Raw genomic sequence first — 25,135 nt, 5'->3', positions numbered from 1 at the left:
ACGGGCCCATCCGGGAGTAGATCATGGCAGCCGGCGGCCATCAGCTTATGCGGCCAACGAAGGACAGCGTACGCGACAGGCTCGCGCAGGCCGGGATCGAAGTGCCCGAGGAATGCCTGGAGGGCGTCGCGGCCAATCTCGACGTGCTCGTCGATCATGTCTCCACGTTGCGCGCCTTTGCGCTCAATCCGCGCAGTGCCAGCGCGATGACGTTTACCGCGTAGATATGTCCGCGACGACGAACTTGACCGAGCGCGGCGCGATCGGCTTGGCGAAGGCCGTGCGGGAGGGCCGGCTTTCGGCCCGCGATCTATGCGCGCGTGCGCTGGCGAGAGCCGAAGCGCTGGGCCCCGAGTGCAGCGGTTTTACCCGCCTTTTGCAACGTCGCGCTATGGCGCGGGCGGACGCCGTCGATGCCGTTGTCTCGAACGGTGGGGATCCCGGTCCGCTGGCGGGCGTTCCCTTCGGCGTTCCAGATCAGTTCGACATTGCCGGTCAGGTCACGCATGTCGGGTCGCGCACCCGCGCCCATTCGCCGCTCGCCAGTCGCGACGCCAAGGCCATTGCGCTGCTTGAGGCTGCGGGCGCGATCCTGATCGGAACCCAGTTGATGGACGAGGCAGGCTACGGCTTCGTCACCATGAACGAGCATTTCGGCACTGCTCGCAATCCCTACGACGAGACGCGGCTCGCGGGCGGAGCGGCCGGAGGATCGGCAGTCGCGGTTGCGCGCGATATCGTGCCGTTCTCGCTGGCGTTCGATTTCAACGGCTCGCTGCGTGTTCCGGCGGCGCTGTGCGGCGTGATCGGCCTCAAGGCGACTTTCGGCGACTTGCCGCTCGACGGGGTGTTCCCGTTCGCCGAGAGCCTCGATGTGATCGGTGTCCTGGGGCGCGACATTGAGGATGTCGCGCTCGTGCGAGAGATCTTGCGCGCCGACCGACCGCAGTCGGAAGCGGCGCCCGATCGGCCTTTGCGCTTCGGCCGCCTGCTGAGCTGGTTCGATCAGAACATCGGCGCCGAGGCGCGCGCACCGCTCGAGCAGATGTGGAGTGAGGTTGGCCGCGTCGGATTCGATCTCGAATACGCCGAGCTAGCGCGTGCCGCGGCCTCGATCATAATCGCTGCCGAGGGCGCGAGTCTCTACCGCTCGGCACTCGAGGCCGATCCCATGGCGTTCGAGACTCCGGTCCGCGACCGGCTTCTGGCCGGTTGCCTGCTGCCGGCGGAGGACTATCTGCGCGCCCAGCGTACGCGCAACTGGATTCAGCAGCGCGCGCGCGGGCAATTCGCCAAGAGCGACGTGCTGTTTACGCTGGCGGCGCCCGGTTTTGCCCCGCTGATCTCCGACCCCGTCATGGATTTCGCCGATGAGAAGGTGCCCGCGCGCAGCCACCTCGGCATTTACACCCAGCCGATCAGCCTGATGGGGCTGCCCGCGCTCGTGCTTCCGCTGGCCGGCGAACACGCGATGCCGCTTGGCGTGCAGCTGATTGCCGCGGCGGGCCAGGAGGAAATCCTGCTGAAGGCCGCACGCCAGTTGCTGGACATGGGGCTCTGCCGTGTGCCGGACCCGGCGCAGGATTGACGCGGGCCACCGTCGGCGAAGAGCAATTTGCAAATAATATGGCGCGCAGGTGCAAGCGTTCGGCCTTTCCCGCTTTAGTCTGCGGTCGGGAAAGCGGGATTTTTCATGCAGGTTGATACGCTCATCACCGGCGCTGCGGTGATCACCATGGACGAGGACCGCCGCATCCTGCGTGACGGCGTGATCGCAGTGCAGGGCGATCGCATCGTCGCGGTGGGCCCGAGCGAAGAGCTTGCGCGCCGCTATACCGCCGATACGACCGTGTCGGGCGAGGGCTTTCTGGCGACGCCGGGCCTCGTCAATGGCCATGCCCATATCACTGAAACGCTGATCCGCGGTTTCCTGCCCGAAGATCTTCCCTTCGATGAAGAACTGATGGAATGGGTGATCCCGCTCTACAAAGGGCACGACGAGGCCGAACAAAGCCTGTCCGCCCAGCTCGCCGTGGTTGCCATGCTGCGCACCGGGACCACCACGTTCATTGAAGCCGGCACCGTGATCGCCCTCGATGCGGTGATGGAAGCGATCGCGCCCATCGGCATTCGCGGGCGCGTGGGCCGCTGGTGCGAAGATCGCGCCTGGGATCGCGCGGCCGACCAGACCGGCATGACCGAGACGGCCTGCGCCGCGCTCGATGCGGATTGCGCACGTTGGCCCGATGACGGACGGCGGCTCAGCGTGTGGCCCAATCTAATCGGCCACAGCACCGGGACCGACGCCTTGTGGCAGCATGCCAGCGCTCTCGCGCAGCGCGAAGGCCTGGGCGTGAGCGCACACATGAGCCCGGTTCTCGACGATCCCGCCTGGTATCTCGAGCACGAGGGCAAGCGCCCCATCGTCCACTTGTCCGAGATCGGCGTACTGGGACCATGGCTCAATCTCGTGCACATGGTCCAGATCGACGAGGCCGAACTGGCACTCGTGGCTGCTTCGGGCACGAACGTCACGCATTGTCCCGGAGCCGCGATCAAGTGCGGCTTTGGCACCACTCGCGACGGTCTATTTCCCGAGATGGATGCGGCCGGGGTCAACTTGGTGCTCGGCACCGACGGCGCGGATAGCCACGACATGGTGCGCGCGATGGCTCTGATGGCCGGACTGTTCAAGGACGGCAGGAAAGACCGCGGCTTGTTCCCCGCCGCCAAGGTGCTGGAAATGGCGACGATCAACGGCGCCCGCGCGCTAGGCCTCGGCGAGACCATCGGACGGCTCGCGCCGGGCTATAAGGCGGACATCGTGCTCCACGCGCTTGATCGGCCCGAGTGGCGCCCGCTCAACAATCCGGTCAACCAGCTCGTTTGGTCCGCAAGCGGCGCGAGCGTCCATTCGGTCTGGGTCGATGGCGAGCGCGTGGTCGAGGCTTACCGCTGCACCAAGATCGATGAGGGCGCGCTTTATGCCCGCGCGCAAGTGGCGGCGCAGCAAATCCTTTCCCGTTCCGGCCTGCCCGCGCATGGCGCGTGGTCGGCTGCCTGATCCTCCAGATTGAGAGCTTGGCATGGCGACATCCACCATAAATGCACAGATCACCGTCTCGCCGCTGACCCCCGGCATCGGCGGCGTGGTTTCAGGCATCGACCTTACGCGTCCGTTGAACGACGGTGCCATCGCCGAGCTCAAGGACGCGCTGGCGGATAGGCTCGTGCTCTTCTTCCGCGACCAGCCGATCGATCACGAGGCGCACATCGCGCTTGCAAGGGCATTCGGCGGCATTCACATCGCGCCCAGCACCGCGCCCTGGCGCGTGCCGGATCACCCCGAAGTGACGATCATCCATGCCGACGCCGATTCCAAGTTCGTCGCGGGCGAGGACTGGCATTCGGACATGAGCTGCGACGAGGCTCCGCCGCTCGGCTCGATTCTTTACCTGCACACCGTGCCGCCCGTTGGCGGCGACACCGTGTTCTCCAACATGTACGCGGCCTACGAAGCGCTATCGGACCGGATGAAAGCCCATCTTGAAGGGCTTCGCGCCATGCATGACGCGGTGGTCGGTTTCGGGGGGATCACGCCCGAGGGCATGACGCTCCCGCGTCACAGCCATCCCGTCATCCGCACGCACCCGGTTACGGGCCGCAAGGCGCTGTATGTGAACAAGGGTTTCACGACGTATATCGAAGGGATACCGCGCGCCGAAAGCGATGCGCTGCTGGCCTACCTGTACGATCATGTGCAGCATCCGATGTTTCAGTGCCGCTTTGCCTGGCAACCGCATTCGATTGCCTTTTGGGACAACCGTTGCGCTCAGCACTCGGCCATCTGGGATTATTTTCCGCAGACCCGCTCCGGCTACCGCGTCCAGATCGCCGGAGACGTACCGCATTGACCGCGCCGCACGCCCCAGCGGCAAGGGCGTCCTCTCGCGAAATTGTTATCCTTGTCATTGCCTGCTTCGCCATCGTGCTGGTGCAGTCCGTGGTTTTCGCGGCCCAGGGCTTGTCGCTGTTCGCGATGGCGCAGGACCTCGGCTTTTCTCCGGCGACGACGGGCACTGCGTTCACCTGCGTCGTGCTGGGGGCGAGCGCGGGGGCGCCGCTGCCCATCTTACTGATCCCACGTTTGGGCGGGCGCGGAACGATGGTTGCGGGTCTCACCACGCTCGCGACGGCAGCGCTGACGCTGTCGAACGCCGAAGGGTCGCTAGCGCTGTTCCTGGGCACGTTTTTGTCCGGGATGGGGTTTTCGTTGGCCGGCACGACGACGGGCGTCCACCTGATCGCGGGATGGAGCGGAGCGCGGTCCGACCGGATGATCAGCACCTACATGATGGCGGCCATGGCGGCCAACGCCATAGGCCCGCCGCTGGCCCAGGGGCTCATCGCCCAGGTCGGCTGGCGTGGCTACGATCTCAGTGTCGCGCTGCTTGGCGGCGGGTTGGCGCTCACCGCTCTCTTCTTGCTGCGCGAGCCGCCGGTCGCATCGGGCGAGAAGGCTGGTGGTCGCGCGACCGCCGCGATTGGGCCGATCGTGCGCTCCGCACCCTTCGTGGTCCTGGCGCTGGCGACCGTCGTAACGCAGACGTGCCTGGTTACGGTCTCGAGCGTGGCGCCGGCCCACCTTGCCGATCAGAATCTCTCCGCCGACGTCACTGCGAGGCTACTGGGAATCGAAGGGCTGGCAGCGACCGCGATTGCCGGGCTTGGCGGTTTCCTGACCCGGTTTTTCCCCGCGCGACATCTTCTGACTGCCTCGCTCGTCAGCACGGGACTGGCCATGCCGATTCTGGCGATGGCCCCGCCCGGTGCGGGCCTGTTTGCCTTTGCGGTGCTGCTGGGCGCGGGTGTGGGCGGCGCGACTCTAGCCGTGACCTTGCTGGTGGTGGAATTGTTCGGTCAGCAGGGCGTGTCCAGCCTCGGCGTAGTGTGGACCTTGGCCGGCTTTGCCGCACTCGGGCCCTGGATAGCGGGCGTTTCGGCGCAGGCGACCGGCAGCTACGTCCCCGCGCTGATCGGGCTGGGTGTGGTGCAGTTGCCGATCGCGCTGCTTAGTCTGCGCCTGCGCAAGAGAAGGGTCGCGCTGCACCCCGCCTGACAGGTGCGCGCGTTCAGCTCAGGAAATCAGCCGCGGCACTGCCATCGCATGGACGGAAAAGCGCGCGTCGGGATGCTCCGGGCTGCCATCGCGCGTGCTCGAGCGATGCTGGACGACGCCGTTCTTGCCGAAGCCTTTGACCACGGGCCGGTCGGTCTTGCTCGACAGCCAGAGACGCAGCAAGTGACGCTTGCGCTGCGGCTCGGGAAAGTCCTCGAAGCTGGTGCGGGCATGAAGCGCGGCGTAGTTCGAAAGCCACTGGATGTCGCCGGGGCGGAAATCCATCTCGATCGCCATGCCCGGCTCATACGTGATTTCGTCGAAGAGCCGCAGAACTTCCAATTGCCCTTCCGTCAGTTGCGGCACGCCTTCGTATTCCTGCGCGGTGAGGATATAGAGCGAGCCCGCGTACATGCTGAACACGCCCTCCTGCATGCTGACCACCGGCGAGGTATAGGTATTGGCGGGGGCATCGTGATCCTGGCGGCGCCAATCCCAATGGAAGGGTTCGAGCAAGTGGTGCGCAAGGTCCGGGCGGCGCTGCAGGATTTCGTTGTAGATCTGCGCACCCGATACCAGGCAGGAGAGCCCGCCATCCTTCGCACCGCGCAGGCACATCAGCGACACCATGTCGGAACTGTCCGAGTGATATTCCAGCTTGTCGCGCACTTTGGCCGAAAGCGCGGTGGGATCGTCCATCTTCTTGTCCGAAGTTGCGTAGACGTGATCGATCAGGTCGCCCATCTCGTTCTGGCGGATCGGATCGCCCATGTGCAGGCCCAGCACGTAATAGATCGCGGCCGAGAGCGCGTCGGAATAATAGTCCGACCTCAGGCCGCGAACCAACACGAAGCCGCGGCCGAAGTCGACGTCGTGCCGCCAGGAGTCGACCGCCTCCCCGCAGGTTTCGAGCGGATAATCGGATGCCTGGACCGAGCGCAGGTCGGGATCCTCGTCCAGGAATCGACGCCCCAGGCCTTCCAGTTCCGCGACCTGTTCCGGAGCGAGTTCGTAGATCCAATCCGAGCCCCGCATCAACGCGTCGCCGCGCCAGGCGGCGTCAGTGTTCACGGGCGGCGGGGTTGCGATGACGGACATGCTCTGGCTCAGCTCCTTGCAGCCTGTTTGTAGCGCATATGATCGGGATGCGGCTCTTTTGTCTTGCCTCCCGGCGCACTGGCACTTTGCATCCTAGCGGGAGTGACGTTTCACGGCCGGCTAAATTGCGGCGAGGGGAATTCGCTCATGCAAATTCTCGCGGGGACGGACAGCTTTGCGAACAAACTGCATGACAAGTTGCTCGCAGGGAAACAGATTTGCAGTCTTAGCGCCTGGAATCGTCCCCCGCCGGACGCGGCGCCTTGCCGCTGATGGGCTACGTTACGCAGTCGATCAGCAGGCCCGAGGGCCAAAGCAAGAAAGGGCGTGCTGCATCTGCAACACGCCCTCGGTGCGCTGGGCCGGCTTGGACTTAGAACTCCAGTGCAACTGTACCGATGACCTGGCGCGGCGCGACGTACTGGCGGCTGACCGTTGCCGAACCAAAGGGATCGGCAAAAAGCGAAGCGGTCGCGTCCTTGTCGCCGATATTGGTGGCCGTAACCGAAAACCGGAACGGCGATTCGTACGGCTTGTAAGCGATGAAGCCGTTGAACAGGGTGTAGGAGGGCACCCGGTCGTTCACCGAATCGCCGATCACGCGGTAGTTGTATTCGCCGCGATACGTCACTTCGCCGCGCAGGGTGAGTTCGCCACCGCCGAGGTCCGCTGTGTAAGTGAGCGCGGCATTGGCCTGCCACTCGGGCATCTTAGGCAAGGATTTGCCGCGCGCGTTCTCTGCGGAATCGAGCACCGCCTGCTCGATCGTGGCATTATAGTAGTAATTGTAGGGAAAGCCCAAGCTTGCAAAGAGCGACTGCCTGATCTGGCTGGCGATGATGTTGTCGATCAGGTTGTAGTCGCTGGTAATGCTGCTTTTTGACCACGCGGCGTTTCCTTCGAACTGAAGCTGCGGCGTGAGCTTGATGGTGGTTTCCGCCTCGACGCCCCAGACTTCCGCTTTGGGAATGTTGTCGGTTCCGCCCGCGAATGGCACGGGATCCTCGGCGGTGAACTGGAAGTCCTTGTACCAGTAGTAGTACCCGGCGACATTGAGACGCACGCGTCGATCGAAGAATTCGTTCTTGGTACCGAGCTCGAGCGCCTTGACCGTTTCTTTCTTGAATGACTGGCCGACGATCTGCGGGCCGGACGAGAAGCTTCCCGCCTCGAAGGGCGCGTCAGACACGAACGAGAGGCCTGCCGGCTTGTAGCCGTTCGAGGCGGTGACATAGACCGAGTTGAACGGCGTCAGTTCGTAGTCGACGCTGATCTTGCCGGTGATCGCGTCGCTCTTGGTCTCGCGCGGAGGGATCACGTTGTAGAACTGGTAGGGCTGTGCCGTAATCTTGTCCCAGCTGTACCGTGCGCCCGCGGTGATCGACAGGCTTTCGGTGGGATGCACGATTGCCTGACCGTAAACGCCGACCGAGGTGTGCTGATAAGGGCTATCCGTCTGAAACACGAAGTTCTGGCCGTCCGGCGTCACGCCCGCGGCGTTATAGGGTCCTGCCAGTTCGAAGATGTTCTGCCGGGCCCGCTGGCGCAGGTACAGTCCACCGACGGTCCATTCCAGAAGCTGCGTATTGCGCGAACTGAGCGTGACTTCCTGCGAGAACGTCTTGGAAATATCTTCCCAGGGCAGCAGGTGATCGAGCAGGCTGGGGTCCGAGGTGCGATCGGATTCCGTAATCTGGTAGTGATGCATGTACTGGTAAGCCGTCACCGACTTGCCCACGACCGTATCGGAAAAGTCGTTATTGAGCGTGAGCGAGAACATGCTCGTGTCGAGCTGGTAGATCTGCTCCAGGTCCTGATCGACGACGCGCGCGCCGGGCGTCGTGTCGGTAACGCTCTTTTGCAGCGGACCGCTTTGGTCGGCAGTGAACCCCTGTGCTTCGAGTGTCGCGCTGAACGTGCTGGACGGCTGCCACAAGATGGCGATGCGGCCGGTGTAGCGGTTCGCATCGTCGAGGTCGTACTTGTCGGTGCCCGGCACGCCGATCGAGTAGCCATAGCCGTCGTGGTAGAGGTATTGCGCGGCCATGCGCACCGCGAGGCTGTCCGTCAGCGGGGCGTTGACCGCGCCGTCGAGCTTGACGAAATTGTAGTTGCCGTAGCTGGCGGAGGCGCGTCCTTCGGTCACGCCCAGTTGCGGTTGCTTCAGGATCACGTTGATCGCGCCGCCTGTCGAGGTCTCGCCGAAGACGGTCCCTTGCGGTCCGCGCAGAACCTCGATGCGATCGATGTCGATCAGGTCCTGTGCCGCAGCATGGCTGTGCGCGATGTAGATGCCATTGATGTGAAAGGCGACGCCCGGAAAGCTATTGGGGTTCGACGCGGTCTCGTAGCCGATGCCGCGGATCGTGAAGACCCGCTCGGCGCCCTGGTTGTTCGTGACGTTGAGTCCCGGAACGTAGCCGGACAAGTCGTCGAGGCTGCGGAAGTTGCGTTGAACCAAGGTCTCGCCGTCGATCGCGGTGATGGCCAGAGGCACATCCTGCAGATTGGTTTCGCGCTTTTCGCCCGCGACCACGATATCCTGCAAACGCGCGCTGCTGGCTGCGTCCGCGGCGGCCGGCGCTGCATCTTCGGCATCCGCTTCCGTTTCGGCGAAGGCTGGTGCGGCAACGGCAATGAAGGCGCTCGCCGAACTGGCAAGCATGAGTTTTCTGGCAAACGTCCTACGCATTGGGACCCCCATGTTATGGTTGCTGATCCCCTCCCGCGACCGGTCTGGTGCCGGCTATGCCATGTTAGGCTTGTTCTTCGTCTTCAAACCGAAAGGCATGACTCATGCCCTCGCTCAGCCTGCTCGCGCAGATTTCTCGAGCTTCGTGATCCGTCGCTTCGCCATCAAAAAAGCTGTCCAGTCCTTTGATCTGCAAAGCCAATCCCATTGCAAACATCGATCTTGATACCGTAAAAAATTGATGCGATCCCTGTGCAGGACCGATGACGCAACCTTTCACGGCCCGCGCGTTCGCGCAATCGGATGCCGACGCTGCAACGAAGAGAGTGCGCCCCATGACAAGTCTTCGTTAAATCAGCGGTCGCGACGCACTTTTTTCTGATTCCACCGCAAAAACCTGCGCTTGTCGGTGATCGGTGTCGTGATTACGGCTGCGCTGCGAAAGCAAACGCTGCTTATCTGAGCCGAGCCGAGCATGCGCACCTGCATCGTGCATGACGACACGCGCGGCATCGCACGAATGCACTGTAGGTGGATCAAGGGCGACAGGGCTTAAGGAGGGATTGAGAATGTCTGTTACCGTTTTTGGCTCGCTCAATCTCGATGTCGCGCTTCGCGTGCCATCGCGTGCGACGTGGGGCCAGACCGTCCTGGTCGATGATGCCGCACAGGCCGTTGGCGGCAAAGGTCTCAACCAGGCCGTTGCCGCGGCCCGTTTCGGCTCGAAGACGCGGATGGCCGGCGCGATCGGGGAGGATGAAGCCGGGGCACTGCTGCGCTCGGCACTGGAAGACGAAGGTGTCGATACGCGCGGCCTTGCTACCATCTCCGGTGCGACGAGCGGGCGCGCTACGATCCTGATCGAGCCTGGCGGAGACAACTTCATCGCGGTCGAAACGGGCGCGAACCGGCTGGCGACAAGCGAAATGGCGCTGGCGGTATGGGACCCCGGCACCCGTGTCCTGCTGATGCAGCTGGAAACCGACATCGATGCCATGGCCGCGCTGCTGTCGCACGAGGCGAGCGCTCCGGTTCGCAAGATCGTGAACTTCGCACCCGCCTTGCCGGAGGGACGCCGCCTCTTCGACCTGACTGACATGCTGATCTTCAACCAGAGCGAGTTCGCGGAATACCTCCAGCTCGATCGCGAGCCCGAGGGACTTGAAGACCTGCTGGTTGCGCGGCGTATTCTGAGCAGGCCCAAGCAGGCCGTGGTCGTGACGCTGGGAGCGTCCGGTTCGGCCGCCGTCTGGGCCGACGAGGCGATGGTGTTTCCGGGCTTCAGGATCGACGATGTGGTGGATACCAGCGGCGCGGGAGACTGTTTCTGCGGCGTGGTCGCGTCTTGCGTCGACCAGGCAATCGATCCCAAATCGGCGCTACGGCTGGCCAATGCCGCAGCCGCGCTTTCGGTAACGGGTCGCGGCGCCGCCCCTTCCATTCCCGCACGCCCCGCCGTCGACGCATTTCTGGCTTCGATCACGGGATGAAAGATCCGTCCCGCTGGGAAGAGGCATGCAGGACTACGATGCTCCGCTGAACCTCACGCTCTCAAAAGGCGGTGCCGTGCGACGCGTCCCACTTCGCCCGACCGCCAGCCGCCAGGATGCTGCGCTGCTCCCAAGCAGACGGCCCGCAGGCGGTCACGAGAGCCATTCGGAGCGGTTCCGACCGGCATCCTTCGCAGCGTAAAGCGCCTTGTCCACGGTTTCCAGGACGGTTCGCAGACCCTCTACGCTGTCATCGACATCGTCGGGGATGATCATCGCGCCCGAACTCACGGTCAGGCTGCCGAAGGGGCTCATCGTATGAGGGATGCCCGCCCGGGCGACCGCTTGCACCGCCCCCTCGACCGCGCGGCGCGCGCCATTCGTGGCTGAGCACGGAATGATGGCCGCGATCTCTTCGCCGCCATAGCGATAGATCGAGGCGCCAGGCAGAGCCGCGTCGATTTCGGAGACGACCTCTTCGAGCGCCCTGTCGCCCGCCACATGGCCGTAGTGATCATTGAAGGGCTTGAAGAAGTCGACGTCGAACAGAGCCAGGGTGATGGCGGTACCTTGTGCGGCATCCAGCATCGCTTGGCGCAAATCCTGGTCGAACGCGCGCCTGTTCAGCGCACCGGTCAAGGCGTCCTTGCGGCTCTGGTCCCGCAGCTGCTGGTTGGCGAGTTCGAGTTCCACGGTTCGCTCCGCAACGGTGCGCTCCAGGCTGGTTCGCATGTCCTCGACCTTGTCGGCCATCCGCTGGAAGCTGCGCGCGAGCGTTCCGATCTCGTCCGTACGGCAAACCGGAAGGTTGTGGTCGTTGCCTGCGACGGACCCGTAGTGGCCCTCGGCCAGGTGATGGGTGGCCTGCGTCATAGTCTTGATCGGGAAAGAGACGCTGGTCCGCAGCACGAAGATCGCCGTGAGGATGAACGCGCCGAAAAGGAGCGCGATGAGGGCCAATATCGACGCAGCGGTGCGCAGGGCACGGGCCTCGACTTGCGCTTGGGGGTGGATGGTGATCAGCCACCAGTCCGGCCCATCGATGCCGGAACTGGCGATGTAGGCATCGAGGTCCGGATCGAACACCACATTTGCCTGATCGACCTGAGACGGATCGGTCCGCATCAGCCGCTGGTAGATTTTCTTCAGGGCAGGGTGGCCAGTTTCCGTGATCTCGATCTGGCCGGCGTCTTTCGGAAGACCCTTGAAGCCCGTGGGATACGCCACGAGCATGCCATCGCGCGACAGGATCAGGTCGAACGTTCCGTCGGGCCCGCCGTTGACGACATCGCCGATCAGGTCGGTCAGGCTCACGTCGACACTCGGAGTGATGAGGTGGCGCCCTTTGCGATCGATCGGCTTTTCGTAAGTGATGGTCCAGTTCGGCGCGGTGGCGTCGAAATAGAGGCCGGTCCAGACCGGTTTTCGCTCGGGGTTGTAAGCTTGCAGCGTGGAGCGGAGGACCGAAAGGTTGGTCATGTTCAGATCGCTCGCCGCATTCAGGCCCCAGGGCACTCCGGGCCAGTGAATGATCAGTGCGTTTTCGGGCAGACTGACATGGACGTTGGCGAATTCCGCCGAGGCGCCCGGCCCGAACTTGGCCACAGTCTCGTAGCTGAGAATGAGGCGGCGCTGCAATTCGGGGGTTAGCGGCGGTCGATCGCGGGCGATGAAACCGGACACGCCCGTACCTTCGGGGCGCGTCTCGTTCCCGTCGCCGTCTCCCGAATAGAATTCGGGGCGCAGGCGTATCGTCCCATCACCGGGCTGATAGAAATAGTCGGAGAACGTGTCCGAGGACGCAGCATCGGGATTGGCATAAGCCGCCAGGAAGCTGTCGGCCATGCGATCCGCCATTTGCTCGGCGAGCAGGAAGCGACGGCTTTCGTATCGGCCACGCAGTCCGATCTGCGTTTTCCACTCGGCGACCAGCGTGGTCTCCGCTTCGGTTTTGGCGGCGTGGAAGGAAAAGAGCGCGACGATCCCGGCAGCGCAGAGCGCCAGGACGATCATCCGCAACGCCACCTTGCGCGTGAAAGATATCCGCTTGCGGCCGAAGGCATCTTCCGCAAAGCGACCAATCTCGCCGGGAACAAGAATGCCTTCGTACTTCACAAGTCCCCGGTCCTCACATCCCCATGTCCCCGTAGCGCTACGGATAGATGGTTAAGATCGGGTTATGAATAAGGCACCGATGCGGTCGGTCGACCGGCCTCCGTGCGGGCCGCCGAGGCTCATCGGACACCATCGAAACACAGCGGCCGTGGCCTTGCGCAGCGCATATCAAACCCCGCGCTTCAGGTTTCCCGATCCTGCGCGCCCTCCAACCACAGCGCTACGGTTTGCCTCATTTCGTGGTCACCGGAGTGAACAGCAGATCCTGATAGTCGAAGCTGAAATCGGCGATCGGTGAGACCGGCTTCGCAGTGATCCGCTCGACCTTGCCTTCGGCGTCGAGCGAGAACGTCAGATAGGCCGGCTCGATCGAAGGATCGGTGAAACGGGCGATGAACGTATCGTACTGATAGTGCTTCAGCGGCGCCTGCATGTTGGGCGTGGTCTTGAAGTCGACCCTGAGCCCTTCGGCTGCTTGCGTGACCGCGATATCGCCGTACCAGGGATCCCGATAGGTACCGACATAGCGATCGAGCGGAAGCGATGGTCCGATGGCTGCGGGCTTGGCTTGCGTTTCGGCGACCAGCTTTTCGGCTGCGGCGATCCGATCCCGCTTGAAATCGCCGAACGGCTTCGCCCAGTCGCGTTGGGGCAAACCGAGGTACTGGTCGAGCAACTCGTACATCAGGCCGTAGCGCGGCTCGATCTCTTCACTGTTGATCGAGATCGCGAAGCCGACGTTCTTCTCCGGGATCATCACCACGACAGTGGTGAAGCCGAACAGACCACCCGCGTGCCACACGATCTTGTGGCCCTTGTAGTCCTGAACGTCCCAACCCAGCGCATAGGCGGCAAAGTGTGGCGCGGTTTCGGCGAGCACGCCGGGCCAGGGTTCGATCGGCACCGGCGTCACCGGCGTCCACATTTCCTTTGCGGCCGCCTCGCTGTAGAGCCTGCCGTCAGCCGGAATCGCGCCATGGGCCAACTGGATCTGCAGCCAACGCGCCAGGTCCTTGGCACTGGCCGCGATCAGCCCCGCAGGCGCACCCGCCTGACCGAGCCGGTCGGTTTCGTCGAGCAGCTTGATCGGCCCGGTGCCGCGAACCGGGCCACCCACGCGGCCATGCGGTTGCGCGCGGTTCGGCGCGCTGAGCTGGCGATCCTTGTCCGCAGTCGCGCTCGCAAAGCCTCCCGGCTTGAAGACATGATCGCGCATGTAGTCTTCCCAGCGCTGCCCGCTTACGACCTCGATCAGCCGCCCGGCGACGATGTAGAGGATGTTGTCGTAGGCATAGCCGCTGCGAAAGCTGGTCGCCGGTTTCAGGTAGCGCAGGCGTTCGACCACGTCCTGCCGCGACAAGTTGCTGCGCGGGACGATCATCATGTCGCCCGCGCCCAGGCCCAGTCCGCTGCGATGGACCAGCAAGTCGCGCACGGTCATCTCGCGCGAAACCCAGGCGTCGTACATCTGGAAGCCCGGCAGGTGGTCGATCACCTTGTCGTCCCAGCCGATCTTGCCGGCATCGACCAAGGTCGCGAGCGCGGCGGACGTAAACGCCTTGCCGGTCGAGCCGATCATGAACAGCGTATCGGCATCGGCCTTCTTGTCCGAGCGGATGGAGCGCACACCGTAACCCTTGGCCAGCATGACTTCCCCATCCTCGACGATCGCAACCGCCATGCCGGGGGTGTCGGACAGCGTGCGCAGTTCCTCGATCCGCGCATCGATGTTTGCAGGCGGAGCGGCGAGCGCAGGGGCGGCGACACACGTGGAGAACACGAGGACAAGAGGCAGCAGACGCTTCATTAGGGCTCCGATTGCAGGATTGGCCCGCTCCCGCCGCGGCGCAAAAGCACGTAGGCGAGAAGCGGAATGATGTAGACGGCGATGAAAATCCAGGCGAGCACGCGGTAGCCCGACGCGATCAGCGCGACGAGACCGATCCCGTCGGCGACCAGCATGCAGGGCAGCAGCAGCGCAAAAGCGAGCGCGGCGCGAACGGCAGCGGTGATCTCGATGCCGCGCGTTTTGGCAATTCGCTCGTTGACGGCGTGCACCGCGCCGATGCCGCTTTCGAGCAGGGCGGCAAAAATCATCAGCTGGAACAGCGCGTTGAACGCAGGGTGGCCAAGCCGCCCGAGGATGAAGTCCGAAGGCAGGACGGCGGCGGTGACCTCGGGCAGGAAGGCGACCATGCTGACGAAGAAGAGCAGGGCGGGCAGCATCGCGAGCGGTCCGGCGATGAGGCCAGCCCTGACGGCGTCGCGCTGGCTGCGGAAGTGACGCGTGATCGGCAGGATCACGACTGCGCCGACGATGTTGTAGCTGGCATATGCGAGCGCGCCGAGGGACCAGCCCGCCCCAGGCGGGGCAGCGGCCGCAAAGGTGTCTGCGATGCGGCCACCCACGCCGGCCAGCGAGAGGGCCAGGAAGATGGCGTATGTCAGGTATAGCAGCACCGAGAGAACCATGAAGACCCGCTCGACGCTGTCGTTGCCGAAAGCGACGCAGGCGACGATCGCCGCCATGAGCGCGAGGGTGCCGGCGATGCCCGGCAATCCCAGCGTCGCTTTCGCGATCTCGCCTGCCGCGGCGCCGAATACCGCAAGGATCAGGACGATGAAAACCGCATAGGCGATCTCGAACAGGAACCAGCTACGTCCCAGAAGCTCCTGAAAGAAATGGCGATAGTCGCGGGCGCCTGTGCGAAAAGCGACCGCGAACGTGGCGGCCGCCACCAGCGACCAGATGAGTGTCGCAAGCCCCATCGCCGCGACACCGCCCCACGGCCCATGAGGCAGGAAGAACTCGGCAAGCTCGCGGCCGGTCGCGTAGCCGCCGCCGATCACCACCGCCTTGAAAGCCAGCCCCGGAAGGAGGAAGCGGCGAAAGCGATCGGCGGCGACGCTCACGATGTGCAGGCGTCCAGCAGCCGTTCGAATGCCTCGCCGCCGCGCACCGGATCGGCGACCGGGAGCGACACGCGCGCGGATGTTTCCGCGATGACTCGCGCTGCTGCGTCATCGTCCAATTCGTTGGTCGCAAGGCTCACGCCGGCGCAGCGGATCGCGCCATTGGTGAGGCGTCCTGCGCGAATGGTGAGATCGATCACGTCCTCGATAGACGGCAGTGCGTAGCCGGGATGCCCAAGGATCTGTTCGCGTCCCGGCTTGTGGCACACGACGAACAGATCTGGTTGGCTGCCATGGAGGAGGGCGAGCGACACCGCCGCGTAGGACGGATGGAACAGCGAACCCTGGCCCTCGATGACGTCGAGATGATCGGGATCGGCGTCCGGGCTCAGAAGCTCGGCCGCGCCGCTCGCGAAATCGGCCACGACCGAATCGATGGCGATGCCGCCGCCCGCGATCAGGATCCCGGTCTGGCCGCTGGCGCGGAACGTGGCGTCGAGCCCGCGCGCCTGCAGACCGCGAGCGATCGACAGCGCCGTGTATTTCTTGCCCAGAGCGCAATCGGTGCCCACCGTGAGCAGCCGGCGCCCGCTGCGCTTGCGCCCCGTGCCGACCGGAATGTTTGCGGGCGGTGTGCGGATGTCGAACAGCTTGCGGCCGTAACGGCGGGCCGCCTCGCGCACCGGCTCGAGATCGGCCAGGCGAACATGCATTCCGGCAACCAGATCGAGCCCGGCGGCGAGCGCTTCGACCAGCGGCGGCAGCCAGCTGTCCGGAATGAGCCCGCCAGGATTGGCGACGCCGACCACCATCGCCCGCGCGCCCCGACGAGCCGCGTGTGCGGGCGTCATCGGTTCGAGGCCGGTGGTCACGGTCGCATCGGCGAGGGCATATTCGCCGATGCAGCGATCGCTTGCCCAGTCCCTCAGACCGAAGGCGGTCTTCGCGAAGGCGGCTTCGGTCGTGTCTCCCAGGAACAGCAAGTAGGGGGCGGGCAAGGCCGTGCTGTCGCTTTCGTCGCGCTGGATCAAGGCTGCGTCAGGCACCGATCAGATCCCGGCGCCCAGCGTGATGCCGAAGGTCCGAGGCCGGATCACACCCGCACCCACCGCGCCATTGGGAAACTCTCCCAGCGCGGGATAGCCCGACGAGATCGACAGATCGGTCCGCCCTGCCGAATTGGTGAGGTTCTTGGCATACAGTTCGACCGAGAATGGCCCGCGAATGACACCGGCGCGCAAGTCGACCGTGGCGTATCCGTCAAGTTCGGGCTGGCGTGCGTTCACGGCGATGAACTCCGGGCTGAAATTGGCGGCGCGATCGCCGACGAGCCTAATCGAACCACCGATATAGGCATCGGTATCCGGTCCCAGCGCCCAGTCGTAATCGACATTGGTCGCGACCGACCATTTCGGCGTGAACGGCAAGCGATCGCCGTCGAAGCCGCCGACGACGGCGGGCGTATCCTGCGCCAGCCGCGCATGGGTATAAGCGCCGTTAACCGAAGCGACGAAGCCTTGCGTCGGACGCATCGTCGCGGTGAATTCGACGCCGTCGCTCTTGGCCTTGCCGCCATTGGCGTTGACGCCGTAGTCGTTGACCACGGCCAGCAACTGGATGTCCTTCCAGTCGATATGGAAGGCGGTAATGTCGATCGAGAAGCTGCGGTCCGGGGTCTGGGCCTTGAGACCCAGTTCATAGCTGACCAGAGAATCCGAATCGAACGTTCTCGGCGTATCCGCCGGAGCGTCGGGAGGCAGCAGGTTAGGGCCGCCGGGGCGGAAGCCCTTGGCGACACGCGCATAAAGCGTCGCGTTGTCGGAAAACTCGAACTGCGGTGCGACCGACCAGGTGAACACGTCCTCGCTGCTGCTCGATGCCGATGGCGGTGCGCCGAGCAGGCCAGTCGCAATCTGCTCGGCGCTCTGCTTGTTATGGCTGTAGCGCCCGCCGAAAGTGAGATCGAAGCGTTCGGCCAGATGCACCGTCGCGTTGGCGAAGGCGGCGATTTCCTCGTATTCGGAATCCAACGTGATGTCGGCGAGTTGCGGGAGCAAGTCGGAAACGTCGAGCGTCCCACGGACCAGGGCGTCGAGCCGCTGGTGGATCCCGGAATCCTCCTTGTTGTAATATCCGCCGACCAGCCAGTCGAGAAGGTCGGTTTCGTTCGAAAGCCGCACTTCCTGGGTGAAGCGTTCGATAGTGTTCTTCTGATCGAGACCAATATCGACTGCTCGGTCGGGCCCGTCTCCGTAGAGCCCGAGCTGAACGCCGTAGAAGACGGTGAAATCGTCGCGCAAGGTTTCGTTCAATTTGCCGTAGCTGGTGACCGACGTAAGATCGGCAAAACCGAGATCGGCGGTGACGGTGCCCGAATAGAGCCGGTAATCGACGTCGGTGAAGACGGGAACGTACTGCGATTGGGTGAATCGGCCATTGAGCTTGCGCAAGGTAAGCGGATCGGTTTCGATCGTGTTGCCCGCTTCTCCTTCGAGATTCTGAAGGAATGCGCTGAGGCGCACCGAGACCATCGGGCTGGGCTCGAACAGCGCGGAAATGCGGCCACCGTAGCTTTTGTAGCCGTTGATGTCCTTGGCGACGTCGGACCCTGCGGTGCCGATGGAATCGATGAAGCCTGCCATGTCCCGGTAGAAGCCGGTGGCGCGCACCGCGAAGGTTTCGCCGAGTGGGACGTTGACGACCGCCGAGCCGAGATAGCTCAATTTCCCGCCGTCGACCGTCTCGACACCGCCGCGCACGCGCGCTTCCAGCGCATCGGGATCGGGCTCGTTAGTCACGTACTTGAGCACGCCGCCCAGCGCGTTGGCACCATAGAGCGAGCCCTGCGGCCCGCGCAGCACTTCGATGCGCGCGATGTCGAAGGTATCGATCTCGGCCGCCAGGATCGCGCCGTTGACGAGGCTGGTCGATGAACCGAACGGCGTTTCGTCGATATAGGTGGCGACCGTCGACGCGACGCCGCCGGTGTTGATACCGCGCAGTGTCAGCCGCGCTTCGCCGGGATTGGACTGAGTGGCCTGGAGGCCCGGAACCAGCTTGAGATAGTCCTGAAACGTCTGGGCGCTGTTACGCTCCAGCGCGCCGCCGCTCACGACCGAAACCGATTGCGGCACATCGATCAGGGTCTGCTCGCGCTTCTGTGCGGTCACGATGATGACCTCGTCCGATCCGCTCGCTGCACGTTCGCGCGGGGTCGCCTCCTGCGCCTGTGCCGAACTCGCGATGAATGTCGCGGCGAGCACGGTGGTGATGAGAAGCGATGATCGAATGCGTCGCATGGTTGTCCCCGATGTATCGAATGCCAGAAGCCCAAGGCCGATTAGAAAACTATTGTCCTAATCAGAGAAATGTCAATCCGTTTCGCGCTGTCTGTCCTCAACGCGCTGTTCCATCGGACTGATGGCGCGCAGCAAGAGCGCCGCGATCGCTGCGAGCGCAGCCAAGAGGAAGAAATAGACCGCATGGTCCATCCGGCTCCACAAGGTGCCAACCACCCCAGCCGACAAGCTCCCCGCGAAAATGGTGAGGTACCACAGCGCCACCGTCGTCGCGCCCAGCCCGGCAGGCGCAAGCCGCGCGAACAGGCCGAGCCCGGTGGGCAGGATGTAGAGTTCGCCGAAGGTGAAGATCACGAAGAAGCCGACGAGCCACAGCCAATGGGTGGGCCCGCCCAAGGCTTCGAGGCCGCCGAGCATCAAATAGGCGCTGCCGACGATGAGCGCGCCGGTCGCCATCTTTCGCGCGGGTTGCTCGCGCGTGCCGCGCTCCGCGCGCTGCCGCCACCAAGTCAGCAGGAAGGGAGTCATCACCATGACCAGCAGCGGATTGAGCGACTGGAACCAGGTCATCGGCACTTCGCCGGAGCCCACTTGCCGATCGACACCGCTGTCGGCCCACAAGGCGACGGTATTGCCGACCTGCTCGTAGGCGCCGCGGAACACCACGACGGACAGGGCGATCGCGCCGAGCAGCAACAGGACGTCGCGCGGGAATTTCGAAAACGATCCCGCCAGCGGGTCGATCGACCTCGCGCTCGATTGACGCGACTGCTCGGGCAGATAGCGCTGCCCCCAGATATAGATGAGGAGCCCCAGCACCATTCCCACGCCGGCGACGCCGAAGCCCCAGTGCCAGCCGTAGAGCTCGCCCAATGTTCCGCAAATCAGCGGGGCCATGAAGCCGCCGATGTTCACGCCGACGTAGTAGACATTGTAGGCCCAGCCGACGCGCGGGTCGCCGTTCTTGTAGAGGTCGTCGATCTGGCTGGGCAGGCTCGGCAGGAACAGTCCGTTGCCCAGCGCGATGGTGACGAGCGCAGCGTAGAACAGCGGCTCGAACGTCATCATGAAATGCCCGAGCGCCATCACCGAGCCGCCGATCAGGATCGCGCGGCGTTTGCCGAGATAGCGGTCGGCGATGACGCCGCCGAAGATCGGCGTGAAGTAGGCGGTCGCGGTGTAGAATCCGTAGACGAGCGAAGCGTGCGCCTGCCCGAACATCAGCTCCTTGGTCATGTAATAGACCAGCAGCGCGCGCATGCCGTAGTAGGAGAACTGCTCCCACATATTGGTGAGGAACAGCACGGTGAGCCCACGCGGCTGACCGAACCACGTCTTCTCCCCGGCTTGCGCGGGGCTCATGCGCGGACCGGCGCCCCGGAACCCCAGACTTGCGCGCCCGCATAGAGCATGCCGTCTTCGTAAGTGACGCTGGGCTCGCGATCCTGGGCGATGAGGATGGGACCGTCGAGATCGACAAGGTCCGCCAGCTGGCCGAGCAGGAAGCCCGGGGCGGTGCCGAGGCTGGTGGCGATCATCGTGCCGACCATAACGCCGAGCCCGAGCCGCCGCGCTTCGGCGGCCATCAGCAGGCCTTCGGTCAGGCCGCCGCACTTGTCGAGCTTGATATTGACGACATCGAACCGGCCGACCGCGCCCGCGACGTCCGCGAGGCTGATCAGGCTCTCGTCGCCGGCGATCGGAATCGGCGACGAAAGACCTTCGAGATCGGCCTCGCGGCCGCGTCGCAACGGTTGCTCCAACAGGGCGACATCATGCGCTTGCAGGGATTGAATCAGGCGATCGAGTTCGTCGATGGCGAAGCCTTGGTTGCCGTCCACGCCCAGCCAGACATCCGGCCGTGCCGCGCGGATCGCCGCGACGCGCGCGATGTCGAGCTCCAGCTCGCCCGTCAATTTGACCTTGATCGCCTTGGCGCTGGCATAGCCGGTGGCACGCCTCGCCATGGCTTCCGGATTGTCCGCGCCGATGGTCATGGTGGTGCGGACGGGTTTGGGTTCGTCGAGACCGGCAAGCTGCCATACGGGCTTGCCTTCACGAGATGCCTCCAGTTCCCACAGCGCAGCGTCGATCGCATTGCGCGCGCCGCCGGGCGGCAGGACCGAGCGCAAGTCCTCGCGCGTCAGCCCGGCCTCGATGGCCTCCCTTGCGGCTTCCGCCTCGGCGCGCATATGCGCGAGATCATCACCGAGGTAGTAGACCCCCGCCGCCTCACCGCGGCCGCGATGCGCGCCCTCCTCGAGCGTGGTGACCATGACTTCGACATGTTCGAAGACATAGCCCGAGATCGCAAAGGGCTCGGCGAGGCGAAGCGCTTCGGTTTCCAGTGTCAGCCGCATCAGTACTGCACCGAGAGCACGAGGATGTGGAAGGTGATGGCGGTGTAGAGGATCACCAGCGTCGCAATGAGGAACAGCACGCTCCACAGCTTCGCCGTCCACTTGCGCCCGCCCGTCCAGGTGAGCCAGGCGTTCCAGCCCGCGATCAGCACCGCACCCACCGTGACGATGTTCGCGGCGATCTTGGCGAACCACAACAACGGGTCGGTTTGCGAACTGAGCAGTTGCAGATCCGAGAACATTGAAATGACCAGGGTAGCGAAGCCGGCGATGGTGAGCAGTTCGGCCCAGGCCATCACTCCGCTCGCCCGGTAGGCGCGCCGGGCGTTGCCCGACAGCTTCAGTTCCGAAGCGTAGCGGCGCCTGACGAACCATGTCGCAGGCCAGTACAGCGCGGTGAGCAGCAGTATGGCCAAGCTCGCGTAGATCGCGGGCAGCAGCCAGGCTTTGGAGCGATGCGCTTCGACCCGATCGAACATGGTGAAAGGCGAAATCATGTCGAAGCTCCAGCGCACGACTTTGCCGTCCACGACTTGTGCCGCCAGCCGGTCATGGCCCCCGCGCTGGCGCCAGACGAAGGGAGCGATCTCGTCCCACTTGAGCACGCCGCCGCCGGGGCCGGTCAGCGCGGGCACGAGGAGCCCGCCGTCCTCGTTCACCGTCACTTCGTTCTGGCCGAACAAGTTAAGGATATCGAGGAAGTTCGAATGGCCGCGGCGGCTGCCCACCCACAAGCCCGACATCATCTGCGCGTGCTGCTTCGCCGTCTCGGGATCGACGCGACCATCGGGGGCAGGGCCTGTTGCGGGGAAGTAGCGATCGGCAAAATCGGTGAACAATTGCCCGCGTGCCGTCTGCGCCGCGCCGTCCTTGCCCAGCGAATTGAACGAGACGTAGAGGCCGACGCCCTCGTTCATGAAGAGATGAAGCGAAGTATGGAAATTCTCGGTATCGCCCAGGTGCGCAATGACCTGGCGACCGTTGATGTTGGTTTCGAAGAAGCCGAGTTCCATCCGATTGAGCGGCGGGATCAGCGAGGCGCGATTGACTTTATCGAGCGGGCTGTCGTGCATCATCTTCGCGGTCGCGGGGGACAGGATGCCGCCCCCATTGTTCAGATGCGCGATCATGAACTTCGCCATGTCGAGCCCCGACGCGGAGAGCGCTCCGGCAGGGCCCGGAATGACATATTCGAAGCCCGTGCTTTTGCCCGATCCCAGCGGATAGCCGGTCGACATCAGCGGTTTCAGCCGATCGGGCAGCGGCTGGCGCATGCTGGCGGTCTGCATGTTCAGCGGCTGAAAAATGCGCTGCTCGACATAATCGTCGAAAGGAATGCCCGAGGTGCGCTCGACGATGTACCCGGCCAGCGCCGTCGCCCAGTTCGAATAAGCGGGCGTGGTTCCCGCGTCGAAAATGCGTTCGGGGGTCCAGCGCTTGAGGTACGTGCCCAGCGGCTGCGGCGACTTGGGATCGTAGCTGATGAGGTCCTTATAGGCCTCTTCGAAGCCGGCCGTATGCGTCATCAGCTGACGCATGGTGGCGGGTTTGCCGTGGCGCGCGGGGATCTTGAAGTCCAGATACTGGTTAATGTCCGCGTCGAGGTCGATCTTCCCTTCCTCGACCTGCTGCATCACCGCGGTCCAGGTGATCAGTTTTGACACCGAGCCCGGCCGGAATAGCGTGCGCGCCGGATCGACAGGCTTGCGCTTGGCGACATCCGCATAGCCATAGCCCTTGGCGGTGATGACTTGCCCGTCCTTCACCACCGTAACCACGGCGCCGGCGAGATCACCGGAGCGCAGCGCATAGGGCATGTAGCCATCGAGCCAGGCGTCGAGGTCTTGTGCGGTCAAATCCTGCGCGGTTTGGCCAAAGGGCGTAATGCGTCTGGCAGGTGCCGCCGGCTCGGGCGTCAACGGAGTTTCCAGCGTGGCGTTCTCGGCTGGCGCCTGGGCGATCGACATTCCGCCGATCGTCGCCAGCAGCGCCATGACCATGAGGCTAAGGCTGGTCTTCAAATGTCGCATTCTCATTGCCCCCGTCGATGTGTATCACTATCGTAAGCAATAGCTCTAATCAGGACATTCATATCCTGATCGGAAAATTCGTCAATGGCTAGATGGGGATCAATAATGTCGGCTCAGCCAGCCACTCTCGGCAATCTGCTTCGCAACTTGCGCATGCGCGAGGGATGGACGCTCAAGGAAATGAGCGCAAAGAGCGGGATACCCGTCTCCACGCTGTCAAAGATCGAGCACGATCGGCTCACGCTATCTTACGACAAGCTCCAGTTGCTCGGACAGCGATTGGGCCTGCGCATGTCCGAACTGTTTTCCGAAGAGGACGACGCGGTCGCGCAGCCGGTAACCGCGCGGCGTAGCCTGGGTGATCTGGCCAAGGCGGTCCGGGTCGAGACGCCCAATTACGATTATTACTATTTGTGCACCGAGCTTCGCCGGAAACGGATGATCCCGGTCGTAACCAAGATCCGTGCGCGCTCTGCCGAGCAGTTCGGCGAGCAGGTCCGCCATTCGGGCGAGGAATTCATCTACGTTTTGAGCGGGAAGATCGTCGTCCAGACAGAATTCTACGATCCGGTCACACTCGAGCCTGGTCAGTCGCTCTACATCGATTCGAGCATGGGACACGCCTATCTTGCCGCGGAGGATTGTGATGAAGCCGAAGTTCTGGGTGTCATGTCGAGTGCGGACGAAGCGCTGATGGAATCGATGCTGATCATGCACGAGGAGCAAAAGCAGGCGACGATCGCCGCCAACGAAGATACGCCCAAGTCACCGCGCGAGCGCCGCAAGGGGGCCGGCTGATGCGCGCAATCCTGGTCGCCGCCACCGCCGCTCTGCTGGCCACGACTGGCCCCGTGGCGGCGCAAGACTACGCGGCGCGCGTCGAACGCGTGCTCGCACGCACCCCGCTGATCGACGGCCACAACGATTGGCCCGAAGCGTTGCGCGAAAACGCCGAGGACAAGCGCTGGTCGATGAAACTGGACGACCTCGCCGCCGATCCGGCGCGCTACAACACCGACATTGAACGGCTGAAGCAGGGAAGGGTGGGCGGCCAGTTCTGGTCGGTCTGGGTTTCCCCGACGCTGCCGGGCGACGAGCAGGTCATCCAGACGCTCGAGCAGATCGATCTCGTCCGCGCGATCGTGGCGCGATACCCTGAAACCTTCGTCCTCGCGCGAACCGCCGCGGATGTCCGCCGGGCGCACAAGGACGGGCGCATCGCCTCGATGATCGGCGTGGAAGGTGGCGGCCAGATCGACGGCAACTTGTCGATCCTGCGCAGTTACGCGGCCTTGGGCGCGGGTTATCTGACGCTAACGCATTCGCTTACGATCGACTGGGCCGACTCCGCCACCGACAATCCCAAGCACGACGGCCTAACGCCTTTCGGCGAAGACGTGGTCCGCGAACTGAACCGGCTGGGCATGCTGGTCGATCTCAGTCACGTCAGCGAGGCGACCATGCGGGACGCGCTGCGCGTCACCAAGGCGCCCGTGATCTTCTCGCACTCGAGTGCGCGCGCGCTCGACGATCATCCGCGCAACGTGTCGGACGAGATGCTGGCGCTGGTTCACCAGAACGGCGGCGTCGTCATGGTGAATTACGCCAATCCGTATATCTCCGACGCGTTCCGCCGCTGGTCCGCCGATTCCTCCGCCGAAAAGACGCGGCTGAATTCGCCCCCCTTCGGCGGTCTTGCGATCGGCCAGCCGGAGAAGGCGGATCGGATGTACGCCGAGTGGCTGAAGGCGCATCCCGCACCGACTGTAACGCTGGCCGAAGTGGCGGACCACATCGAGCATATCGCCAAGGTCGCAGGCGTTGATAATGTCGGCATCGGTTCCGACTTCGACGGTGTCGGCAATCAGCTTCCCGAGGGGCTCGCCGATGTCGCGACCTATCCCGCCTTGCTGGCCGAACTGATGCGCCGCGGCTGGAGCGACGGCGACATCGCCAAGTTGGCCGGCGAAAATGTCCTGCGCGTCATGACCGCAGCCGAAGCCGCCGCGGGGCATTGAT

The 25,135-nt window shown here is 64.0% G+C and carries 19 protein-coding genes; 8 read left to right on the top strand and 11 right to left on the bottom strand.

The window, feature by feature from the left end:
- The first annotated feature begins 23 nt into the window (after positions 1 to 23).
- The 5 genes from GQO94_RS11835 to GQO94_RS11815 all read left to right on the top strand — a co-directional run bounded on the left by GQO94_RS11835 (position 24) and on the right by GQO94_RS11815 (position 5,119).
- Positions 24 to 224, top strand: a complete 201-nt coding sequence (locus tag GQO94_RS11835; RefSeq protein WP_156841691.1) for a hypothetical protein — start codon at positions 24 to 26, stop codon at positions 222 to 224.
- A gap of 2 nt (positions 225 to 226) precedes the next feature.
- Positions 227 to 1,588: an AtzE family amidohydrolase gene (locus tag GQO94_RS11830; protein WP_156841689.1), complete on the top strand. Its 1,362-nt coding sequence runs from the start codon at positions 227 to 229 to the stop codon at positions 1,586 to 1,588.
- A 105-nt stretch (positions 1,589 to 1,693) separates the two neighbouring features.
- A complete protein-coding gene (locus GQO94_RS11825; RefSeq protein ID WP_156841687.1) occupies positions 1,694 to 3,064 on the top strand; it encodes an amidohydrolase family protein in 1,371 nt (456 codons plus the stop codon).
- A 22-nt stretch (positions 3,065 to 3,086) separates the two neighbouring features.
- On the top strand, positions 3,087 to 3,914 hold the full coding sequence (locus GQO94_RS11820) for a TauD/TfdA dioxygenase family protein (protein WP_156841685.1): 828 nt from the start codon (positions 3,087 to 3,089) through the stop codon (positions 3,912 to 3,914).
- On the top strand, positions 3,911 to 5,119 hold the full coding sequence (locus tag GQO94_RS11815) for an MFS transporter (protein WP_198045931.1): 1,209 nt from the start codon (positions 3,911 to 3,913) through the stop codon (positions 5,117 to 5,119). Before GQO94_RS11820 ends, GQO94_RS11815 begins: the two co-directional genes overlap by 4 nt.
- A gap of 18 nt (positions 5,120 to 5,137) precedes the next feature.
- On the opposite strand, the gene GQO94_RS11810 is transcribed toward GQO94_RS11815, so the two are convergent.
- The 3 genes from GQO94_RS11810 to GQO94_RS11800 form a co-directional block, all read right to left on the bottom strand.
- On the bottom strand, positions 5,138 to 6,217 hold the full coding sequence (locus GQO94_RS11810; protein WP_156841681.1) for a TauD/TfdA family dioxygenase: 1,080 nt from the start codon (positions 6,215 to 6,217) through the stop codon (positions 5,138 to 5,140).
- A gap of 373 nt (positions 6,218 to 6,590) precedes the next feature.
- Positions 6,591 to 8,909, bottom strand: a complete 2,319-nt coding sequence (locus GQO94_RS11805) for a TonB-dependent receptor (RefSeq protein ID WP_232332902.1) — start codon at positions 8,907 to 8,909, stop codon at positions 6,591 to 6,593.
- 64 nt (positions 8,910 to 8,973) lie between these two features.
- Positions 8,974 to 9,246, bottom strand: a complete 273-nt coding sequence (locus GQO94_RS11800) for a hypothetical protein (RefSeq protein ID WP_156841679.1) — start codon at positions 9,244 to 9,246, stop codon at positions 8,974 to 8,976.
- Positions 9,247 to 9,478: 232 nt separating this feature from the next.
- Between GQO94_RS11800 and GQO94_RS11795 the strand changes: the two genes are divergently transcribed.
- Positions 9,479 to 10,399 carry a ribokinase gene (locus tag GQO94_RS11795; protein ID WP_156841677.1) on the top strand — a complete coding sequence of 307 codons (921 nt, stop codon included), beginning with the start codon at positions 9,479 to 9,481 and terminating at the stop codon, positions 10,397 to 10,399.
- A 153-nt stretch (positions 10,400 to 10,552) separates the two neighbouring features.
- On the opposite strand, the gene GQO94_RS11790 is transcribed toward GQO94_RS11795, so the two are convergent.
- From GQO94_RS11790 to GQO94_RS11755, 8 genes are all read right to left on the bottom strand, one after another.
- Entirely contained in the window at positions 10,553 to 12,514 is a 1,962-nt protein-coding gene (locus GQO94_RS11790; RefSeq protein ID WP_156841676.1) for a GGDEF domain-containing protein, read from the bottom strand.
- Between the two features lie 232 nt (positions 12,515 to 12,746).
- Positions 12,747 to 14,321 (bottom strand): serine hydrolase, encoded by a 1,575-nt coding sequence (locus GQO94_RS11785; RefSeq protein WP_156841667.1) that lies wholly within the window; start codon positions 14,319 to 14,321, stop codon positions 12,747 to 12,749.
- Positions 14,321 to 15,427, bottom strand: coding sequence for a YkvI family membrane protein (locus GQO94_RS11780; protein ID WP_156841665.1), 1,107 nt, complete (start codon positions 15,425 to 15,427; stop codon positions 14,321 to 14,323). The genes GQO94_RS11785 and GQO94_RS11780 overlap by 1 nt, the downstream gene beginning before the upstream one ends.
- Positions 15,424 to 16,473: a DUF1611 domain-containing protein gene (locus GQO94_RS11775; RefSeq protein WP_232332901.1), complete on the bottom strand. Its 1,050-nt coding sequence runs from the start codon at positions 16,471 to 16,473 to the stop codon at positions 15,424 to 15,426. Before GQO94_RS11775 ends, GQO94_RS11780 begins: the two co-directional genes overlap by 4 nt.
- Before the next feature lie 3 nt (positions 16,474 to 16,476).
- On the bottom strand, positions 16,477 to 18,726 hold the full coding sequence (locus tag GQO94_RS11770) for a TonB-dependent receptor (RefSeq protein WP_156841663.1): 2,250 nt from the start codon (positions 18,724 to 18,726) through the stop codon (positions 16,477 to 16,479).
- A gap of 72 nt (positions 18,727 to 18,798) precedes the next feature.
- Complete coding sequence (locus GQO94_RS11765) at positions 18,799 to 20,088, bottom strand: peptide MFS transporter (RefSeq protein WP_156841661.1); 1,290 nt, start codon at positions 20,086 to 20,088, stop codon at positions 18,799 to 18,801.
- The gene (locus GQO94_RS11760; protein WP_156841659.1) at positions 20,085 to 21,086 is read right to left on the bottom strand and encodes a dipeptide epimerase; all 1,002 of its coding nucleotides are present in this window, start codon (positions 21,084 to 21,086) and stop codon (positions 20,085 to 20,087) included. The genes GQO94_RS11765 and GQO94_RS11760 overlap by 4 nt, the downstream gene beginning before the upstream one ends.
- Entirely contained in the window at positions 21,086 to 23,116 is a 2,031-nt protein-coding gene (locus tag GQO94_RS11755) for a serine hydrolase domain-containing protein (protein ID WP_156841657.1), read from the bottom strand. The genes GQO94_RS11760 and GQO94_RS11755 overlap by 1 nt, the downstream gene beginning before the upstream one ends.
- A 105-nt stretch (positions 23,117 to 23,221) precedes the next feature.
- On the opposite strand from GQO94_RS11755, the gene GQO94_RS11750 reads away from it, so the two are divergent.
- Positions 23,222 to 23,914: a helix-turn-helix domain-containing protein gene (locus GQO94_RS11750; protein ID WP_156841655.1), complete on the top strand. Its 693-nt coding sequence runs from the start codon at positions 23,222 to 23,224 to the stop codon at positions 23,912 to 23,914.
- Positions 23,914 to 25,134 carry a dipeptidase gene (locus tag GQO94_RS11745; protein WP_156841653.1) on the top strand — a complete coding sequence of 407 codons (1,221 nt, stop codon included), beginning with the start codon at positions 23,914 to 23,916 and terminating at the stop codon, positions 25,132 to 25,134. The genes GQO94_RS11750 and GQO94_RS11745 overlap by 1 nt, the downstream gene beginning before the upstream one ends.
- Position 25,135 lies beyond the last annotated feature (1 nt).

The sequence above is a fragment of the Novosphingobium aquimarinum genome, from assembly GCF_009746585.1.
GTDB lineage: Bacteria > Pseudomonadota > Alphaproteobacteria > Sphingomonadales > Sphingomonadaceae > Novosphingobium > Novosphingobium aquimarinum.
The sequence above is the reverse complement of the archived record's forward strand: the minus strand, read 5'-3'. Positions and strand labels throughout refer to the sequence as shown.

What these genes read in the sequence shown, in the direction of transcription:
- GQO94_RS11750 (WP_156841655.1), top strand. Translation starts at nt 23,222, where the DNA reads ATGTCGGCTCAGCCAGCCACTCTCGGCAATCTGCTTCGCAACTTGCGC.
- GQO94_RS11805 (WP_232332902.1), bottom strand. Translation starts at nt 8,909, where the DNA reads ATGCGTAGGACGTTTGCCAGAAAACTCATGCTTGCCAGTTCGGCGAGC.
- GQO94_RS11795 (WP_156841677.1), top strand. Translation starts at nt 9,479, where the DNA reads ATGTCTGTTACCGTTTTTGGCTCGCTCAATCTCGATGTCGCGCTTCGC.
- GQO94_RS11835 (WP_156841691.1), top strand. Translation starts at nt 24, where the DNA reads ATGGCAGCCGGCGGCCATCAGCTTATGCGGCCAACGAAGGACAGCGTA.
- GQO94_RS11820 (WP_156841685.1), top strand. Translation starts at nt 3,087, where the DNA reads ATGGCGACATCCACCATAAATGCACAGATCACCGTCTCGCCGCTGACC.
- GQO94_RS11770 (WP_156841663.1), bottom strand. Translation starts at nt 18,726, where the DNA reads ATGCGACGCATTCGATCATCGCTTCTCATCACCACCGTGCTCGCCGCG.
- GQO94_RS11810 (WP_156841681.1), bottom strand. Translation starts at nt 6,217, where the DNA reads ATGTCCGTCATCGCAACCCCGCCGCCCGTGAACACTGACGCCGCCTGG.
- GQO94_RS11765 (WP_156841661.1), bottom strand. Translation starts at nt 20,088, where the DNA reads ATGAGCCCCGCGCAAGCCGGGGAGAAGACGTGGTTCGGTCAGCCGCGT.
- GQO94_RS11785 (WP_156841667.1), bottom strand. Translation starts at nt 14,321, where the DNA reads ATGAAGCGTCTGCTGCCTCTTGTCCTCGTGTTCTCCACGTGTGTCGCC.
- GQO94_RS11760 (WP_156841659.1), bottom strand. Translation starts at nt 21,086, where the DNA reads ATGCGGCTGACACTGGAAACCGAAGCGCTTCGCCTCGCCGAGCCCTTT.
- GQO94_RS11800 (WP_156841679.1), bottom strand. Translation starts at nt 9,246, where the DNA reads ATGGGGCGCACTCTCTTCGTTGCAGCGTCGGCATCCGATTGCGCGAAC.
- GQO94_RS11825 (WP_156841687.1), top strand. Translation starts at nt 1,694, where the DNA reads ATGCAGGTTGATACGCTCATCACCGGCGCTGCGGTGATCACCATGGAC.
- GQO94_RS11830 (WP_156841689.1), top strand. Translation starts at nt 227, where the DNA reads ATGTCCGCGACGACGAACTTGACCGAGCGCGGCGCGATCGGCTTGGCG.
- GQO94_RS11745 (WP_156841653.1), top strand. Translation starts at nt 23,914, where the DNA reads ATGCGCGCAATCCTGGTCGCCGCCACCGCCGCTCTGCTGGCCACGACT.
- GQO94_RS11755 (WP_156841657.1), bottom strand. Translation starts at nt 23,116, where the DNA reads ATGCGACATTTGAAGACCAGCCTTAGCCTCATGGTCATGGCGCTGCTG.